Consider the following 17528-nt stretch of genomic DNA (forward strand, 5'->3'; position numbering starts at 1 on the left):
TCAGTGACATCCTATCACAGGATTGAAAGTAGGGGAAAATGGCAGGGTTTTCTCTTTGTGCCTCATCATTACCATAATTAACGGAATAATTAACTATTGCGAAAAATTAATGTAACGCAGATAAAAACATCCCGATTGAATTATTTATAAGACTATTCACGAGCATTATGAATATTATGAATGTGTTCTTACAAAATAATCATAAGCGCATATTTTTTAATGAAAAATCACCTCACCTACAATTAAAAACACGACATCCGCACCATAAATAGCCTTGCAAAAAATATAACATCATTGTTTTCAATCTGCCGTTTATGGGATTGACCGTTTTCTTTTGACACGGAGTTCAACAATGTTCGGCATAATTATATCTGTCATCGTATTAATTACGATGGGCTATTTGATCCTGAAAAACTACAAACCTCAGGTGGTGCTGGCTGCCGCAGGTATCTTCCTGATGATGTGCGGTGTCTGGTTAGGGTTCGGTGGTGTGCTCGATCCCGCCAAAAGCAGCGGCTACTTGATCGTCGATATTTATAATGAAATCCTGCGCATGCTGTCCAACCGCATTGCCGGATTGGGGCTGTCGATTATGGCAGTGGGCGGTTATGCCCGCTATATGGAGCGCATAGGGGCAAGTCGCGCGATGGTGAGCTTGTTAAGCCGCCCGTTAAAACTCATTCGCTCGCCGTATATTATTCTGTCGGCAACTTACGTCATCGGCCAAATCATGGCGCAGTTTATTACCAGCGCCTCCGGTCTGGGTATGTTGCTGATGGTCACCTTATTTCCGACGCTGGTGAGTCTGGGAGTAAGTCGCCTCTCTGCGGTGGCGGTTATCGCAACCACGATGTCCATTGAGTGGGGGATTCTGGAAACGAACTCCATTTTTGCTGCCCAGGTAGCGGGAATGAAAATTGCCACTTACTTCTTCCACTACCAGCTTCCGGTCGCCTCTTGTGTCATTATCTCGGTGGCGATCTCCCACTTTTTCGTGCAACGCGCTTTCGACAAAAAAGATAAAAATATCAATCACGAACAGGCAGAGCAAAAAGCTCTCGATAATGTCCCGCCGCTCTATTACGCCATTTTACCGGTGATGCCGTTAATCCTGATGCTCGGCTCGCTGTTCCTTGCCCACGTCGGGCTGATGCAGTCAGAACTGCATCTGGTGGTGGTGATGTTACTGAGTTTGACGGTGACGATGTTTGTTGAGTTCTTCCGCAAGCATAACTTGCGCGAAACAATGGACGATGTGCAGGCGTTTTTTGACGGCATGGGTACGCAGTTTGCCAACGTGGTAACGCTGGTGGTCGCGGGTGAAATATTTGCGAAAGGCTTAACGACGATTGGCACTGTCGATGCGGTTATCAGGGGTGCGGAGCATTCTGGCCTGGGCGGTATTGGCGTGATGATTATTATGGCGCTGGTCATTGCCATTTGTGCCATTGTGATGGGCTCAGGCAATGCGCCGTTTATGTCATTTGCCAGTCTTATTCCGAATATCGCAGCCGGACTACATGTACCAGCGGTTGTAATGATTATGCCGATGCATTTTGCCACGACGCTAGCGCGCGCTGTTTCGCCGATTACTGCGGTGGTGGTCGTTACGTCAGGAATTGCAGGCGTTTCGCCTTTTGCGGTAGTGAAGCGGACAGCGATCCCCATGGCAGTCGGTTTCGTGGTGAATATGATTGCCACAATCACGCTATTTTATTAAGTCATTAAAAAGACAAAACAGGCCGCCAGGGCCTGTTTTAGTATTACTTCACAACGCGTAATGCTGGTCGACCACCACGTGGTGGCTGCGGTGGTTCATCGTCAGGATGAGTGTCATCATCGTGATCTGGCTTGTCGCCATCAATAACCGACATAACGGTTTCGTTGTCTGCCGATGCCTCTTCATCATTCATGATGCTGGCATCTTCATCGTAGGCAGCTTCAGGTTCAAACATCGTGCCTGCGCCATTTTCACGGGCGTAGATAGCCAGCACGGCAGCCAGCGGCACAGAAACCTGACGCGGAATGCCACCAAAGCGCGCGTTAAAGCGCACCTCATCATTCGCCAGTTCCAGATTGCCGACAGCTCGCGGCGCAATGTTGAGTACGATTTGCCCGTCACGCGCATATTCCATAGGAACCTGCACGCCAGGGAGCGTCACATCCACCACCAGGTGCGGCGTGAGCTGGTTATCCAGCAACCACTCATAGAATGCACGCAGCAGATAGGGACGACGTGGTGTTAGCTGTGACAAATCCATACAGATTAACTCCGGCCCAGACGCATTTCACGTTCAGCTTCAGTTAAAGAAGCAAGGAAAGAGTCACGCTCAAAGACGCGGGTCATATAGCCTTTCAGCTCTTTCGCACCCGGGCCGCTGAACTCGATGCCCAGTTGCGGCAAACGCCACAGCAGCGGAGCAAGGTAGCAATCGACCAGGCTGAACTCATCGCTCAGGAAGTACGGCTTCTGACCGAAGACCGGCGCAATCGCCAGCAGTTCTTCGCGCAGTTGCTTACGTGCGGCATCTGCTTCAGAAGCTGAACCGTTGATGATGGTGTTCATCAGCGTGTACCAATCTTTTTCGATGCGATGCATGTACAGACGGCTTTCACCGCGAGCTACCGGGTAAACAGGCATCAGTGGCGGATGCGGGAAACGCTCATCCAGATATTCCATAATGATGCGAGATTCCCACAGGGTCAGCTCACGATCCACCAGGGTCGGAACGCTCTGATTCGGGTTGAGGTCAATCAGATCCTGAGGCGGATTGTCCTTTTCCACGTGTTCGATCTCGAAACTTACACCTTTCTCAGCCAGCACAATGCGGACCTGATGGCTATAGATGTCAGTAGGACCGGAAAACAGCGTCATTACCGAACGTTTGTTGGCAGCGACAGCCATGAAAACCTCCAGGTATAGTCAGAATTTTTACTGCTACCAGCCACCAGGTGGCCAGTCAGAAGTTGTGTTACCCAGTAAGGAACGACTCTCTTTGTTCGAAAATCAAACAAAAAATGAGCAATACCCGACATTTGGGCAGAAAATTGGATGATAGTTTACCAGATTTTGCGACCTTTGTGGTGAGTCGATGCCGGAAATGGGGAAAAAGAGATGCGCTTTAGTCTGAAATAGTTGACTTAGTCCCTTATTGGCGATGTGGTTTTTGTTTTACCTGTCTGTCAGACGGCAGCAAAAAGCAACTTTCCATTTTTTACGCTGATTCAGAATTTAGCCATAAAAAAACCCGCCGAAGCGGGTTTTTTCGCAAATTGTTTTCTGCCGGAGCAGAAGCCAATTAACGTTTGGAGAACTGCGGACGACGACGTGCTTTACGCAGACCGACTTTCTTACGTTCAACCTGACGAGCGTCACGAGTAACGAAGCCAGCTTTACGCAGTTCAGAACGCAGGGACTCGTCGTATTCCATCAGAGCGCGGGTGATACCGTGACGGATCGCACCAGCCTGACCAGAGATACCACCACCTTTAACGGTGATGTACAGGTCCAGTTTCTCAACCATGTCGACCAGTTCCAGCGGCTGACGAACTACCATGCGGGCAGTTTCACGACCGAAGTACTGTTCCAGAGAACGTTGGTTGATTACGATTTTACCGTTGCCCGGTTTGATGAAAACGCGAGCTGCGGAACTTTTGCGGCGACCAGTGCCGTAGTATTGATTTTCAGCCATTGCCTATAATCCCGATTAGATGTCAAGAACTTGCGGTTGCTGTGCCGCGTGGTTGTGCTCGTTACCCGCGTAAACTTTCAGTTTACGGAACATAGCACGACCCAGCGGGCCTTTTGGCAACATGCCTTTAACCGCGATTTCAATCACACGCTCAGGACGGCGAGCAATCATCTCTTCAAAGGTCGCTTGTTTGATACCACCGATGTGGCCGGTGTGGTGATAGTACACTTTGTCAGTACGCTTGTTGCCGGTTACAGCAACTTTGTCAGCGTTCAGAACGATGATGTAATCACCGGTATCTACGTGCGGAGTGTATTCCGCTTTGTGCTTACCGCGCAGGCGACGAGCCAGTTCAGTAGCCAGACGGCCCAGAGTTTTACCGGTCGCGTCAACAACATACCAGTCGCGTTTTACGGTTTCTGGTTTAGCTGTAAAAGTTTTCATTAAAAGCTTACCCAATAAATAGTTACACGTTGGTGAACACCCAAACGTCTTCAATTGTTGAGGTTCACACGACAAAGTCCGGCAAACCTACCCCTTCGAATAGCCTATGCCAGCACACAAAAAGTTTTGGGAAAAAAACTTTCTTGTAACGTGGGGTCGCAGGATTATAGAGAAGTCGGGGTCAAAGATCGACCCCTTTTTGTGATTTGTGGCAGGTTTTAACCCGCTAAATGCTCGCGCTTCAAATACTCTTCGCTTTGCATCTCTTGCAGACGTGACAGGCAACGCTGGAACTCAAACTTCAGCCGCTCGCCCTGATAAATGTCATATAGCGGCACTTCTGCACTCACCACTAATTTGACATGGCGCTCGTAAAACTCATCCACCAGCGCAATAAAGCGCCGCGCTTCGCTCTCCATCAACCGCGTCATGACCGGCACATCAAACAACATGACCGTGTGAAAGAGGCGTGAGAGCGCAATATAGTCATGCTGACTGCGGGCATCAACGCACAGCGTAGTAAAAGAGACCGCCAGCGTCTGGTTCTCGACGCCCATTGTCGCCAACGGTCGATGGTTGATTTCTAACGTCGGTGAATTTTCTCGTTTCGCCCCCGCCAGCGCCAACCATAGTTTATCCATTTGCGCCCGGGTTTCATCGTTGAGGGGTGAAAGCCACAGATGCGCCTGAGTAAGCGTACGCAGTCGATAGTCAACACCAGCGTCCACGTTCATTACATCACAATGCTGTTTAATGGCATCGATTGCAGGCAAAAAACACGCACGTTGTAGGCCATTTCGATAAAGTTCGTCCGGCGGAATATTTGACGTCGCTACCAGGGTAATACCGCGGGCGAACAGGGCTTTCATCAGACCGCCAAGTAGCATGGCATCGGTAATATCAGAAACAAAAAATTCGTCAAAACAGAGCACGTCAGTTTCTGCTTTAAAGCGATCGGCAATAATTTCCAGCGGATCGGTCTGCCCCTGCAAAGCAGTTAGCTCTTCATGTACCCGCAGCATAAAACGGTGAAAGTGCAGACGCTGTTTCCGCTCTCCCGGCAGGCTTTGATAGAAAAGGTCCATCAGCCAGGTTTTCCCGCGTCCTACCCCGCCCCACATATATAAGCCACGCACTGGCGTATGCTTTGTGTCTTCACGTTTACCCCACAGCTTACCAACCCGCGCCATTAGCCCACTCGTCCTGGGGGCTGGAGGCGTGCTATTGATGAGTTCCTGATAAATAATTTCCAGGCGGCTGACGGCCTCTTTTTGAACGTCGTCGGGTTGATGGCTGCCTTCATTGAGCGCCTTCAGGTATTGCGATGTTGGGGTAACGCTTTGCATGATCTTATTGTTATTCCTTGAATAATCGGTGCGCCGTTGTTCACGGTTGACGAAAAAAAGGCCGTTCTACACTACGCGATATGCAGTCGGGATTCCACTTCTGTGGAATTAACGGTTATAGTGGCATAATCAGCCGCAGGCATGGAGCCTGAAGCCAACACCCTACGGAAACAAAAGACAACGGGAGATGTTCATGACCTGGGAATATGCGCTAATTGGGTTAGTCGTCGGCATCATTATTGGTGCTGTGGCCATGCGTTTTGGTAATCGTAAACTACGCCAGCAACAGGCGTTGCAGTACGAACTGGAAAAGAATAAAGCTGAACTGGACGAGTATCGCGAAGAGCTGGTTAGCCACTTTGCCCGCAGCGCGGAATTACTGGATACCATGGCGCACGACTATCGCCAGCTGTATCAACACATGGCGAAAAGCTCCAGCAGCCTGCTGCCGGAACTGTCTGCTGAAGCAAACCCGTTCCGTAATCGTCTGGCAGAGTCTGAAGCCAGCAACGATCAGGCACCGGTGCAGATGCCTCGCGACTATTCTGAAGGCGCGTCCGGCCTGCTGCGTACTGGCGCGAAGCGCGACTAATTTATTTTTCGGGCGCAGCCATTGCGCCCTCCTCTTCTTTCCCTCCCCGACTATCATTTAATCTGGTGTCTCATTGTTAGCCGTCTGAAAATTCAATAACATCAAACTGTTTTGAATCTCTTTTCTTATCATTCAGGTACGAGAGCAGGAATAATGAAAAAACAAACCCAGCTGTTGAGTGCATTAGCGTTAAGTGTCGGGTTAACTCTCTCGGCGTCATTTCAGGCCGTTGCGTCGATTCCAGGCCAGGTTGCCGATCAGGCCCCTCTCCCCAGTCTGGCCCCAATGCTGGAAAAAGTGCTTCCGGCAGTGGTGAGCGTACGGGTGGAAGGAACGGCCAGTCAGGGACAGAAAATCCCGGAAGAATTCAAAAAGTTTTTTGGTGATGATTTACCGGATCAACCGGCACAACCCTTCGAAGGTTTAGGCTCCGGTGTCATCATCAACGCCAGTAAAGGCTATGTGCTGACTAACAACCATGTGATTAATCAGGCACAGAAAATCAGTATTCAGCTCAATGATGGGCGCGAGTTTGATGCAAAACTGATTGGTAGCGATGACCAGAGCGATATCGCCCTGTTGCAAATTCAAAACCCGAGCAAATTAACGCAAATCGCTATTGCCGACTCCGATAAATTGCGCGTCGGTGATTTTGCCGTGGCGGTCGGTAACCCATTTGGCCTTGGGCAAACCGCCACCTCTGGCATTGTTTCCGCATTAGGCCGCAGTGGGTTGAATCTTGAAGGTCTGGAAAACTTTATCCAGACAGATGCTTCCATTAACCGCGGTAACTCCGGCGGTGCACTGTTAAACCTTAACGGTGAGTTAATTGGCATCAACACGGCAATCCTTGCGCCTGGCGGCGGGAGCGTCGGGATTGGATTTGCCATCCCCAGTAATATGGCGCGAACACTGGCGCAGCAGCTTATCGACTTTGGTGAAATCAAACGCGGTCTGTTAGGCATCAAAGGCACAGAGATGAGTGCCGATATCGCCAAAGCCTTCAACCTTGACGTGCAGCGTGGCGCGTTTGTCAGCGAAGTGTTGCCAGGTTCTGGCTCGGCAAAAGCGGGCATCAAAGCGGGCGATATTATTACCAGCCTCAACGGCAAACCGCTGAATAGCTTTGCTGAGTTGCGCTCTCGTATCGCAACCACCGAGCCGGGCACGAAAGTGAAGCTAGGCCTGCTGCGTAACGGCAAACCACTGGAAGTAGAAGTGACGCTCGATACCAGCACCTCTTCGTCGGCCAGCGCTGAAATGATCACGCCAGCGCTGGAAGGTGCAACGTTGAGCGATGGTCAGCTAAAAGATGGCGGCAAAGGTATTAAGATCGATGAGGTTGTCAAAGGAAGCCCAGCTGCTCAGGCAGGCTTGCAAAAAGACGATGTGATCATTGGCGTCAACCGCGATCGGGTGAACTCGATTGCTGAAATGCGTAAAGTGCTGGCGGCAAAACCGGCCATCATCGCCCTGCAAATTGTACGCGGCAATGAAAGCATCTATCTGCTGATGCGTTAATGTCGTAAACCGGGCATCAGGCTGACGTGTGATGTCCGGTTAACTCGTGGTATGCTGCTGCCGTTCCCTTTTTTAATGACGCCTCCATCATGTTTGTGAAGCTCTTACGTTCCGTTGCGATTGGATTAATTGTCGGCGCTATTCTGCTGGTTGCCATGCCTTCGCTGCGCAGCCTTAACCCGCTTTCCACTCCTCAATTTGACAGTACCGATGAGACGCCTGCCAGCTATAATCTGGCGGTTCGCCGCGCCGCGCCAGCGGTGGTTAACGTTTACAACCGTGGTTTGAACACCAACTCTCACAACCAGCTTGAGATCCGCACCCTGGGATCCGGTGTAATCATGGATCAACGCGGTTATATCATCACCAATAAACACGTCATCAACGACGCCGATCAGATCATCGTCGCCTTACAGGATGGACGTGTATTTGAAGCATTACTGGTGGGATCTGACTCTCTAACCGATCTGGCGGTACTTAAAATTAATGCCACTGGCGGTTTACCTACCATTCCAATCAATGCACGTCGCGTACCGCACATTGGTGACGTGGTACTGGCGATCGGTAACCCGTACAACCTCGGGCAGACCATTACCCAGGGGATTATTAGTGCCACGGGTCGAATTGGTCTGAACCCGACCGGGCGGCAAAACTTCCTGCAAACCGATGCTTCCATTAACCACGGTAACTCTGGCGGCGCGCTGGTGAACTCGCTGGGCGAACTGATGGGCATTAACACGCTGTCGTTTGATAAGAGTAACGATGGCGAAACGCCGGAAGGTATCGGCTTTGCGATTCCTTTCCAGTTGGCAACCAAAATTATGGATAAGCTGATCCGCGATGGTCGCGTGATCCGCGGCTACATTGGTATCGGCGGACGTGAGATCGCACCACTGCACGCGCAAGGCGGTGGTATAGATCAACTGCAAGGGATCGTGGTTAATGAAGTGTCACCTGACGGCCCGGCGGCGAATGCGGGTATTCAGGTCAATGATTTGATTATTTCGGTGGATAACAAACCGGCCATCTCTGCTCTGGAGACGATGGATCAGGTGGCGGAAATTCGCCCTGGCTCGGTGATCCCGGTTGTAGTGATGCGTGATGATAAGCAGTTAACGCTGCAGGTCACCATTCAGGAATATCCGGCAACCAATTAAGTCGTGCGCTCAAAACAAAAAACCGGAGTCTGTGCTCCGGTTTTTTATTATCCGCTAATCAATTACTTATTAACGAACTCTTCGCCCAGGGCGATATCTTTCTTCAGCGTATCCAGCATACCTTCCAGCGCGTTCTGTTCAAATGCGCTCAGGGTGCCGATAAATTTACGCTCTTCCACGCCGTTTTTACCCAGCAGCAGCGGTTGAGAGAAGAAACGTGCGTACTGACCGTCGCCTTCAACGTAGGCACATTCGACAACGCCTTGTTCGCCCTGCAGTGCGCGAACCAGAGACAGACCAAAACGTGCAGCTGCCTGGCCCATAGACAGGGTTGCAGACCCGCCACCGGCTTTCGCTTCAACCACCTCAGTACCCGCGTTCTGGATACGTTTGGTCAGATCAGCCACTTCCTGCTCGGTAAAGCTAACGCCAGGAACCTGTGACAGCAGCGGCAGAATGGTAACACCAGAGTGACCGCCAATAACCGGCACTTCAACTTCGCCTGGCTGTTTGCCTTTCAGTTCCGCAACAAAGGTGTTGGAACGAATGATATCCAGCGTGGTAACGCCGAACAGTTTATTTTTGTCATAAACACCGGCTTTTTTCAGCACTTCAGCAGCAATCGCAACTGTGGTGTTAACCGGGTTAGTGATAATACCAATGCACGCTTTCGGGCAGGTTTTCGCAACTTGCTGTACCAGATTTTTCACGATGCCGGCGTTAACGTTAAACAGGTCGGAACGATCCATACCCGGTTTACGCGCTACACCTGCAGAGATAAGAACGACATCTGCGCCTTCCAGCGCCGGAGTCGCATCTTCACCAGAAAAACCTTTGATTTTCACAGCAGTAGGGATATGGCTCAGATCGACAGCCACACCGGGAGTCACTGGAGCGATATCATACAGAGAGAGTTCTGAACCTGAAGGCAGTTGGGTTTTTAACAGTAGTGCAAGCGCCTGGCCAATACCGCCAGCAGCGCCGAGGACTGCGACTTTCATCCTAAACTCCTTATTATATTGATAAACTAAGATATGTTGCTCCGCTGCCGCGACCTTAATCCACAAAATTGCCGTTTACAATGACCACATCTCAAGAATGTGTAGTCACGCAAGTTTAGCGTTTATGCATTTAATTGCCGTAATCAGGAACCTAACTTACGTAATTAACAGTCGCTTATGCATTAGCGCAACATTCCAACAGGTGGTGACAATATACCCTACCGTTCAGCCAAAACAACATCAATTTGATAACAATTAATTTACTTTTAAGCAGAATTTGCATGCCGTGACGCAGGCATGTTTCTCAATAACGAAATTTGATAAAATCCCGCTCTTTCATAACATTATTTCAGCCTTCTTCAGGGCTGACTGTTTGCATAAAAATTCATCTGTATGCACAATAATGTTGTATCAACCACCATATCGGGTGACTTATGCGAAGCTCGGCTAAGCAAGAAGAACTAGTTAAAGCATTTAAAGCATTACTTAAAGAAGAGAAATTTAGCTCCCAGGGCGAAATCGTCGCCGCGTTGCAGGAGCAAGGCTTTGACAATATTAATCAGTCTAAAGTCTCGCGGATGTTGACCAAGTTTGGTGCTGTACGTACACGCAATGCCAAAATGGAAATGGTTTACTGCCTGCCAGCTGAACTGGGTGTACCAACCACCTCCAGTCCATTGAAAAATCTGGTGCTGGATATCGACTACAACGATGCAGTTGTCGTGATTCATACCAGCCCTGGCGCGGCGCAGTTAATTGCTCGCCTGCTGGACTCACTGGGCAAAGCAGAAGGTATTCTGGGCACCATCGCTGGCGATGACACCATCTTTACTACCCCTGCTAACGGTTTCACCGTCAAAGACCTGTACGAAGCGATTTTAGAGCTGTTCGACCAGGAGCTTTAATCTCTGCCCCGTCGCTTCTGGCGGCGGGGAAAATGTTGCTTATCCCTCTCAACCCCCTGCTTTCCTCTGCGATTAATTTAACGAATAGTGCGTTTTACTGCGACATGTCATTCACACAATGAATACATACGGTAAAAAAAGCACATTATGCAAAATTCATTATCTAATTGAAAACAATAGAATTAATAATAAATAACCGTGTTTTTAATTCTTTTTTGTTATTAAAATTCACATTTTTAACACTTAGTATCAACTGAAACAGTTAGCGTGGTATTAATTAGTCCAACAATTAGTGTATACTTGATTTTGTGATATGGGTCACGAAACAAAGGCCCAGCTAAAAGATTATGTCGAGGTAAAAATCATGAAAATCAAAACCACTGTTGCTGCATTAAGCGTACTTTCTGTTCTCTCTTTCGGTGCATTCGCTGCCGACTCCATTGATGCTGCACAAGCACAAAATCGTGAAGCAATCGGGACCGTATCCGTAAGTGGTGTGGCGTCTTCGCCAATGGATATGCGTGAAATGCTGAACAAAAAAGCGGAAGAGAAAGGCGCAACGGCCTACCAGATTACTGAAGCTCGTAGTGGTGACACTTGGCACGCTACGGCTGAACTGTACAAATAAACCCTCATCGTCTTGTCCGACGATATTGCCCCCGGTTCGGGGGCTTTTTTTGCGCTAATGACGAACATTAAAACGCAAATGCCCTTCCAGCTCTTCCTCTGCCTCATCAAACAGCAATATTAACGCGCCAAAACGGCGACGCGTTTTCTCTCCCAGATGAACAAATTCAATCTCAAGTGGTAGCGGCAGGACATCGTTCATTAACACATCCCATAGTGAGTCGAGATCGCGTACCTTATCTTTCGCCAGACCAAAGGCTTGGCTGAAGTCGCGATAAAAATCCTCCTGACTCTCAATCTCATCAAAATCAAAGGTATAAATATTCATCTGTTGCCACCGTCACGTTTCGCGGCGAGTTCTGCCGTTCATCGCTAAGTATAGCCATGAAAAAACCGACGCTTTTGGCGTCGGTTTTGACTTAACTATCGGTCAACGCATGTTGATACTTATGCAGCATCCCCGCCAGCCGATGAACCGGTTCCGTCACCTGCGGTGGCGCTTGCCAGATGCGTAGCTTTTCCTGATAGATTTCAAGTTCTTCCAGCAACTGGCCAAAGTACCGACGACGTTTATCATCGCTACGGGCAGATATCACATGGTCTGCTGTGCGGCGCATTTGTCGGTGAAACGCCGATAAATCCTCGTTAACCGGGATCGGCGCATCACGCAGGCGCTGGTGCGCGATAATCATCGTCAGCGCCAGGCGAAATTTCGGCAAATCCCCTGGGAACTTATTCATCAGCAAAAACAGCTGCTGATAAAGTGCCGGGAGGTGGTTCTCTTTACGACGTGCCACATTGGTAGTCATCGCGGAAACAGCAGCAGAAACGAACTGATTAAGCAGTACACGTCCAGTCCTGTCGCGCGATTTATCCCGCACCAGCAAAATAACGGTGAACGCGAGCACACAGCCGACGATTTGCCCTAATGCGCTGTCGAGAAACTGACTGAAATGGAAAGTCATCGGGTTATCCAGCACGATAATATTTATGGTGCTGGCCAGCGCCCCCATCGAGCCCAGTCGCCGTTTCTGTACTTCTATACCGAGGAAGAATCCCAGCACTGCCAGGCTAATACACAGCAGCAACATGCTCTGTTGAGTATTAGGGATAATCACCAAAAAGTAGAGCAGCCCTAACGGCAGCGCGGCCAGCGTCCCGTAGATAAAGTCGATCGCCACCATGCGTGGATTTGGCAAACGCATTGCCAGTGACGTCACTACCGCAATCATCACCATTGCACCACTGCCGGAAGTCCAGCCCGTCCACAGCCAGAAAAGCGTCCCCAGAATGCAGGAAAGAGTGGTTCGCCAGAAGTTAACCATCGCATGATGACGTTCGGCTGACTCTACTTTGACTTCCGGTTCGCCTTGCAGGATCTCTTCTTCGGTGGCGTTGATTTTTGTGTTACTGATAACGCCGCGCTTGAGAAGCTGATAACGCGTTGCCGCCGCGACCCAGCTATAAATGGTGACAGGCGTTTCCCGTTCCCCGGTCCAGGCGATAACTCTCCGCAGGCGTTTGAGCTGCTTGTGGACGTCCTGCGCGGTTTCTACCGGCGTGTCAAAAAATTCGCGGAAAGTATCAGTGATCAATTCCGGGCGCGTATTCTGAATAAGATAAGTTTCGCAGGATTGTGTAATCAGCGTCAGCGATAGCGTATTGATCGCTTTTAAACGTCGATTGGCCCGCGCCCAGCGGGAAGATTCCATATTCAGGTTGCTGCGCATACCTTGTAACGCCGTGGTGCGTCGCACCAGATCGCCCCAGGCTTTATCGACAACTTCACCATCGCCATGCTTAATACAGAGTTGCATTAATTGATATTGCGCGACCAGCAAACTTTCCAGCTCTCGATCCACTTCTTGTTTGATCGATCGCGGAGAAAAGAGCAAATCCGCCATAATCGCACACACAATACCGATAACGATCTCGCTACAACGTTCGACGGCAAACTGCGGCGTAAGCAATGGTTCCGGCTGAATGGTGATCACAATGATCAGCGCGGTATAACCGGCCAGCCCCCACGCATACGAGTTTTCTATTCGTACCAGCGAGGATATCCAGGTACAAAAACCGGCCCAGATACAGCACACCAGAATCATCAATAATGGTGCGCGGATCATCGCAATGATGATCACCAGTCCGGCAATACAGCCAATAAATGTGCCGATGATGCGCAAAAAGCCACGATAGCGAATAGCGCCAGAATACGGTTCACCTCCCGCAGCAAAGGCCGGACCGGCGGCAACAATCGCCGCTGTCAGTACTGCCCAGCGTGGCGTTTCCAGCTGGAAGTGAAAGCCAACAAACAGCGCCAGTACAATGGCGGTCGCCAGTTTTACCGCAAAGCGAATATGTTGGTTAGCAATGGAGAAAATACCCATCGTGATTAACCAAACTCACGCAGGCGATGGGCCATTTTACGGAAGAACGAATCCTGGCTTTCGTCGCGATCTTGTTTGCCAGTGACCACCACTGTAGCAGTGGTGCCCGCAGGCCAGATGTTCTCTTGCTGGTTGTCGAGACGAATACGAACCGGAACACGTTGCGCCAAACGCACCCATTCAAGGTTAGAGTCGATGGTCGCCATCCCTTTGTCGTCACGCGTGCTGCTGGCGTTGGTGACCCCTGCGGCAACACTATCAACAGTCCCTTTTAGCACTTTGTTACTGCCAAGCGGCGTGATCTCTGCACGATACCCAGGGCGCACCCCTTCCAGCTTAGTTTCTTCCATATAGGCCAGTACATAGAAGGAGTTCTGTTTCACCAGCGCAACCGCCGTTGATCCACGGGTAATAAACTCACCGGTATAGACGTTGAGGTTGGTCACCCAGCCATCTGCTGGCGCGCGGATCACCGTGCGTTCAAGATCCAGTTTTGCCAGATCGCGGGTCGCCTGCGCTTTCGCTAACTGATGCAGAACCGTTTGTAGTACGTTGTTGGCCTGATCGATCTCTTCGCGAGACATCGCCTGCACACCGAGACGGTTACGACGTCCGGCCTCCTGGCGTTTCTCCTGTGCCAGTACCTGATAATAAGCAACATCGGCTTGCGCTTCCTCAAGCGCCTTTTGATAGCGCGGCTGGTCGATGGTGAACAGTACCTGTCCTTTTTTCACCAGCTGGTTATCATGAACATTCACCTGGGTGATAAGTCCAGAAACGTCCGGCGCGATCGCAACGACGTCAGCGCTAAAGCGCGCGTCACGCGTCCACGGGGATTCGGTGTAATAGACCCAGGCATTAAAAATTGCGATGAAGGCCAGAATGACTAATACGACCGTGATGGCCGTACGGGAGAATTTTCTTATTAGTGTTTTCACTTCAACCTCAAACGAACAGTCGCGATATCAAATAAAACAAACAGCAATAGAGCGCGGTGTTGAACAACGCCGGATGCCAGACAAAGTCGTAGATACCTGTTGGCACAAGTACCCGGCGCACCAGCCAGAAAATCGCCAGTGATAAAAGCAATTCAAAAAATATCGGTGGGAAGGACAGCCCAAACACCACGATAACGGGAAACAGACTCATGTTGACCTTGGTTGTATAGAGAGAGCAGGCGTTATTATTTTCAGCATCTGTCGCCGCAGAGAAGGGCATGGAAAGCCGGGCGAGAGCAACATTGCTGTAGATTGATATTTAATATATTAGCGTAACTGTTATGCTGTTATCTATATTATGTGATCTAAATCACTTTTAAGTCAGAGTGAATAATGGAACGACTAAAACGCATGTCGGTGTTTGCCAAAGTAGTTGAATTTGGCTCTTTTACCGCCGCCGCCAGACAGCTACAGATGAGCGTTTCGTCCATCAGTCAGACGGTGTCAAAACTGGAAGATGAGTTGCAGGTAAAGCTGTTAAACCGTAGCACACGCAGCATTGGCCTGACCGAAGCCGGTAGAATTTACTACCAGGGCTGCCGTCGGATGCTCCATGAAGTGCAGGATGTTCATGAGCAACTGTATGCCTTCAATAACACCCCCATCGGGACGCTGCGCATTGGCTGTTCTTCAACTATGGCACAAAATGTTCTCGCCGGGCTGACAGCAAAAATGCTGAAAGAATACCCAGGTTTGAGCGTCAATCTGGTTACCGGAATTCCTGCCCCCGACCTGATTGCCGACGGTCTGGATGTGGTGATCCGCGTCGGCGCGTTGCAGGATTCCAGCCTGTTTTCCCGCCGTCTGGGCGCGATGCCAATGGTGGTGTGCGCCGCGAAAAGCTATCTCACACAATACGGCATACCGGAAAAACCCGCCGATTTGAGTAGTCATTCATGGCTTGAATACAGCGTGCGGCCCGACAATGAATTTGAACTGATCGCACCGGAAGGGATCTCGACTCGCCTGATCCCACAAGGAAGATTTGTGACTAATGATCCGATGACGCTGGTGCGCTGGCTGACGGCGGGTGCCGGGATCGCCTACGTGCCGCTGATGTGGGTGATCAACGAGATCAATCGTGGGGAGCTGGAGATCCTGCTGCCGCGTTATCAGTCAGATCCACGCCCGGTTTATGCGTTATATACCGAAAAAGATAAGCTGCCGCTGAAGGTACAAGTCGTGATCAACTCGCTAACGGATTATTTTGTTGAGGTCGGTAAATTGTTTCAGGAGATGCACGGGCGCGGGAAAGAGAAGTAATTAATATTATACTGTTACGTTGTACAAACCTGTGCCAATGGGGTCCCCTCACCCTAATCCCAGAGGGGCGAGGGGACCGTTCGTGCATGTAAAAGGATTAATTATCCTTCTGAAAATACTGAAATTATTACGCGGTACCGCCAACAGTCAGGTTATCAACTTTCAGCGTTGGCTGGCCCACGCCAACCGGCAAACTTTGCCCTTCTTTACCGCAGACACCCACGCCGTTATCCAGTTTCAGGTCGTTGCCAACCATCGAAATCTGCTGCATGGTTTCGATACCGGAACCAATCAACGTTGCGCCTTTCACCGGCTTCGTTACTTTACCGTTTTCAATCAGATACGCTTCTGAAGTGGAGAAAACGAATTTGCCGGAGGTGATATCCACCTGACCGCCACCAAAGTTCGGTGCATAGATACCGTACTCAACGGATTCAATAATTTCCTGCGGGGTCGATTTACCCGGCAGCATATAGGTGTTGGTCATACGCGGCATCGGCAGATGAGCGTAGGATTCACGGCGACCGTTGCCAGTCGGCGTCATGCCCATCAAACGCGCGTTGAGTTTATCCTGCATGTAGCCTTTCAGGATGCCATTCTCAATCAGCACGTTGTACTGACCTGGCGTACCTTCATCATCAATCGCCACCGAACCACGGCGATCGACCATCGTACCGTCATCAACCACGGTACACAGTTCTGAAGCCACCAGCTCCCCGACCTGTCCACTAAATACTGAAGTGCCACGGCGGTTGAAGTCGCCTTCCAGACCGTGCCCCACCGCTTCATGCAACAGCACGCCCGGCCAACCTGCGCCAAGTACTACCGGCATGGTGCCTGCTGGTGCGGCGACGGCAGAAAGATTGACCAGCGCCATACGCACTGCTTCTTTTGCCCATGCATCCGCACGGACTTCACCGTCAAGATCGGCAAGGAAGAACTCATAACCAAAACGACCGCCGCCGCCACTGGCACCGCGTTCGCGTTTGCCATCTTCTTCGACCAGAACGCTCACGGAAAGACGCACCAGCGGACGAACATCCGCCGCCAGCGTGCCGTCGGTGGCCGCAACCAGAATTAATTCATAAACGCCGCTGAGGCTGGCAGTCACTTCTTGTACGCGCTTGTCCGCTTCGCGGGCAACCTTATCGACGCGACGCAGGATATCCAGCTTCTCTTCACGGCTCATGCTTTGCAGCGGATCTACCGAGGTATACAACGGGCTATGCTCTACCGCGCCCAGCGTCTGTACTTTGCCATCACCACTATCACGGACGATGGTGCGCGCCGCTTGCGCACTCTGTTCCAGCGCCAGCAGGCTGATTTGGTCTGCGTAAGCAAATCCGGTTTTTTCACCGCTGATTGCACGCACACCAACACCCTGATCGATGTTGTAAGAACCATCTTTAATAATGCGGTCTTCTAAAACCCAGGATTCGTGATAGCTCGACTGAAAATAGAGATCGCCATAATCAAGGCGACGTTCGGCCAGTTGACCGAGGATCGCGAACAAGTCCTGATGTTTCAGGCCGTTCGCCGCTAGCAATTGTTCACTTACCAGGTTCAGACTCATCGTTTTTGCTACTCGTTAGTTA

At 50.4% G+C, this 17528-nt stretch carries 18 protein-coding genes; 7 read left to right on the top strand and 11 right to left on the bottom strand.

All coding sequences use genetic code 11. The features are described from left to right. Positions 1-352: 352 nt before the first annotated feature. Positions 353-1720, top strand: coding sequence for an anaerobic C4-dicarboxylate transporter DcuC (dcuC, locus tag ACJHXB_RS03235; RefSeq protein WP_000466989.1), 1368 nt, complete (start codon positions 353-355; stop codon positions 1718-1720). Between the two features lie 43 nt (positions 1721-1763). Here dcuC and sspB read toward each other — a convergent pair whose 3' ends face one another. The 5 genes from sspB to zapE all read right to left on the bottom strand — a co-directional run bounded on the left by sspB (position 1764) and on the right by zapE (position 5482). Beyond that, positions 1764-2261, bottom strand: a complete 498-nt coding sequence (gene sspB / locus ACJHXB_RS03240) for a ClpXP protease specificity-enhancing factor (protein WP_000366126.1) — start codon at positions 2259-2261, stop codon at positions 1764-1766. A 5-nt stretch (positions 2262-2266) separates the two neighbouring features. Beyond that, positions 2267-2905: a stringent starvation protein SspA gene (sspA, locus tag ACJHXB_RS03245; RefSeq protein ID WP_000257293.1), complete on the bottom strand. Its 639-nt coding sequence runs from the start codon at positions 2903-2905 to the stop codon at positions 2267-2269. Between the two features lie 394 nt (positions 2906-3299). Continuing rightward, on the bottom strand, positions 3300-3692 hold the full coding sequence (gene rpsI, locus ACJHXB_RS03250) for a 30S ribosomal protein S9 (protein ID WP_000829818.1): 393 nt from the start codon (positions 3690-3692) through the stop codon (positions 3300-3302). Positions 3693-3707: 15 nt separating this feature from the next. After that, complete coding sequence (rplM, locus tag ACJHXB_RS03255) at positions 3708-4136, bottom strand: 50S ribosomal protein L13 (RefSeq protein ID WP_000847559.1); 429 nt, start codon at positions 4134-4136, stop codon at positions 3708-3710. Positions 4137-4354: 218 nt separating this feature from the next. Next, entirely contained in the window at positions 4355-5482 is a 1128-nt protein-coding gene (gene zapE / locus ACJHXB_RS03260) for a cell division protein ZapE (RefSeq protein WP_001192328.1), read from the bottom strand. Between the two features lie 193 nt (positions 5483-5675). Between zapE and zapG the strand changes: the two genes are divergently transcribed. The 3 genes from zapG to degS all read left to right on the top strand — a co-directional run bounded on the left by zapG (position 5676) and on the right by degS (position 8752). Continuing rightward, positions 5676-6074 carry a Z-ring associated protein ZapG gene (zapG, locus tag ACJHXB_RS03265; RefSeq protein ID WP_001295270.1) on the top strand — a complete coding sequence of 133 codons (399 nt, stop codon included), beginning with the start codon at positions 5676-5678 and terminating at the stop codon, positions 6072-6074. Positions 6075-6227: 153 nt separating this feature from the next. Beyond that, positions 6228-7595, top strand: a complete 1368-nt coding sequence (degQ, locus tag ACJHXB_RS03270) for a serine endoprotease DegQ (RefSeq protein ID WP_001316675.1) — start codon at positions 6228-6230, stop codon at positions 7593-7595. An 89-nt stretch (positions 7596-7684) separates the two neighbouring features. Beyond that, a complete protein-coding gene (degS, locus tag ACJHXB_RS03275; protein WP_000497723.1) occupies positions 7685-8752 on the top strand; it encodes an outer membrane-stress sensor serine endopeptidase DegS in 1068 nt (355 codons plus the stop codon). A gap of 62 nt (positions 8753-8814) precedes the next feature. On the opposite strand, the gene mdh is transcribed toward degS, so the two are convergent. Then, on the bottom strand, positions 8815-9753 hold the full coding sequence (mdh, locus tag ACJHXB_RS03280) for a malate dehydrogenase (RefSeq protein WP_001469265.1): 939 nt from the start codon (positions 9751-9753) through the stop codon (positions 8815-8817). Between the two features lie 434 nt (positions 9754-10187). Between mdh and argR the strand changes: the two genes are divergently transcribed. Both argR and yhcN read left to right on the top strand, forming a co-directional pair. Continuing rightward, positions 10188-10658, top strand: coding sequence for a transcriptional regulator ArgR (argR, locus tag ACJHXB_RS03285; RefSeq protein WP_001257846.1), 471 nt, complete (start codon positions 10188-10190; stop codon positions 10656-10658). A 364-nt stretch (positions 10659-11022) separates the two neighbouring features. Then, positions 11023-11286, top strand: coding sequence for a peroxide/acid stress response protein YhcN (gene yhcN / locus ACJHXB_RS03290; protein WP_000695690.1), 264 nt, complete (start codon positions 11023-11025; stop codon positions 11284-11286). Positions 11287-11340: 54 nt separating this feature from the next. Here the strand turns inward: yhcN and ACJHXB_RS03295 are convergent, their stop codons facing one another. The 4 genes from ACJHXB_RS03295 to aaeX all read right to left on the bottom strand — a co-directional run bounded on the left by ACJHXB_RS03295 (position 11341) and on the right by aaeX (position 14821). Next, a complete protein-coding gene (locus ACJHXB_RS03295; RefSeq protein ID WP_001029005.1) occupies positions 11341-11613 on the bottom strand; it encodes a barstar family protein in 273 nt (90 codons plus the stop codon). A gap of 91 nt (positions 11614-11704) precedes the next feature. Continuing rightward, on the bottom strand, positions 11705-13672 hold the full coding sequence (gene aaeB, locus ACJHXB_RS03300) for a p-hydroxybenzoic acid efflux pump subunit AaeB (RefSeq protein WP_000510962.1): 1968 nt from the start codon (positions 13670-13672) through the stop codon (positions 11705-11707). A 5-nt stretch (positions 13673-13677) separates the two neighbouring features. Further along, a complete protein-coding gene (gene aaeA, locus ACJHXB_RS03305; RefSeq protein ID WP_000854033.1) occupies positions 13678-14610 on the bottom strand; it encodes a p-hydroxybenzoic acid efflux pump subunit AaeA in 933 nt (310 codons plus the stop codon). Positions 14611-14617: 7 nt separating this feature from the next. Next, positions 14618-14821 (bottom strand): p-hydroxybenzoic acid efflux pump operon protein AaeX, encoded by a 204-nt coding sequence (gene aaeX / locus ACJHXB_RS03310; RefSeq protein WP_000051841.1) that lies wholly within the window; start codon positions 14819-14821, stop codon positions 14618-14620. Between the two features lie 182 nt (positions 14822-15003). Here aaeX and aaeR point away from each other — a divergent pair, with 182 nt between their 5' ends. Beyond that, positions 15004-15933: an HTH-type transcriptional activator AaeR gene (gene aaeR / locus ACJHXB_RS03315; protein WP_000440317.1), complete on the top strand. Its 930-nt coding sequence runs from the start codon at positions 15004-15006 to the stop codon at positions 15931-15933. A gap of 127 nt (positions 15934-16060) precedes the next feature. On the opposite strand, the gene tldD is transcribed toward aaeR, so the two are convergent. Further along, on the bottom strand, positions 16061-17506 hold the full coding sequence (tldD, locus tag ACJHXB_RS03320) for a metalloprotease TldD (RefSeq protein ID WP_000055909.1): 1446 nt from the start codon (positions 17504-17506) through the stop codon (positions 16061-16063). Positions 17507-17528: the final 22 nt, after the last annotated feature.

The sequence above is a fragment of the Escherichia sp. WS3227_2 genome, from assembly GCF_046486495.1.
GTDB classification, from domain to species: Bacteria; Pseudomonadota; Gammaproteobacteria; order Enterobacterales; family Enterobacteriaceae; genus Escherichia; species Escherichia coli.

Bases quoted from the DNA above. Each gene is read 5' to 3' on its own strand.
- argR (WP_001257846.1), top strand. From the start codon at position 10,188: ATGCGAAGCTCGGCTAAGCAAGAAGAACTAGTTAAAGCATTTAAAGCA.
- mdh (WP_001469265.1), bottom strand. From the start codon at position 9,753: ATGAAAGTCGCAGTCCTCGGCGCTGCTGGCGGTATTGGCCAGGCGCTT.
- zapE (WP_001192328.1), bottom strand. From the start codon at position 5,482: ATGCAAAGCGTTACCCCAACATCGCAATACCTGAAGGCGCTCAATGAA.
- degS (WP_000497723.1), top strand. From the start codon at position 7,685: ATGTTTGTGAAGCTCTTACGTTCCGTTGCGATTGGATTAATTGTCGGC.
- sspB (WP_000366126.1), bottom strand. From the start codon at position 2,261: ATGGATTTGTCACAGCTAACACCACGTCGTCCCTATCTGCTGCGTGCA.
- tldD (WP_000055909.1), bottom strand. From the start codon at position 17,506: ATGAGTCTGAACCTGGTAAGTGAACAATTGCTAGCGGCGAACGGCCTG.
- aaeX (WP_000051841.1), bottom strand. From the start codon at position 14,821: ATGAGTCTGTTTCCCGTTATCGTGGTGTTTGGGCTGTCCTTCCCACCG.
- aaeB (WP_000510962.1), bottom strand. From the start codon at position 13,672: ATGGGTATTTTCTCCATTGCTAACCAACATATTCGCTTTGCGGTAAAA.
- dcuC (WP_000466989.1), top strand. From the start codon at position 353: ATGTTCGGCATAATTATATCTGTCATCGTATTAATTACGATGGGCTAT.
- zapG (WP_001295270.1), top strand. From the start codon at position 5,676: ATGACCTGGGAATATGCGCTAATTGGGTTAGTCGTCGGCATCATTATT.
- aaeR (WP_000440317.1), top strand. From the start codon at position 15,004: ATGGAACGACTAAAACGCATGTCGGTGTTTGCCAAAGTAGTTGAATTT.
- ACJHXB_RS03295 (WP_001029005.1), bottom strand. From the start codon at position 11,613: ATGAATATTTATACCTTTGATTTTGATGAGATTGAGAGTCAGGAGGAT.
- yhcN (WP_000695690.1), top strand. From the start codon at position 11,023: ATGAAAATCAAAACCACTGTTGCTGCATTAAGCGTACTTTCTGTTCTC.
- rplM (WP_000847559.1), bottom strand. From the start codon at position 4,136: ATGAAAACTTTTACAGCTAAACCAGAAACCGTAAAACGCGACTGGTAT.
- degQ (WP_001316675.1), top strand. From the start codon at position 6,228: ATGAAAAAACAAACCCAGCTGTTGAGTGCATTAGCGTTAAGTGTCGGG.
- rpsI (WP_000829818.1), bottom strand. From the start codon at position 3,692: ATGGCTGAAAATCAATACTACGGCACTGGTCGCCGCAAAAGTTCCGCA.
- sspA (WP_000257293.1), bottom strand. From the start codon at position 2,905: ATGGCTGTCGCTGCCAACAAACGTTCGGTAATGACGCTGTTTTCCGGT.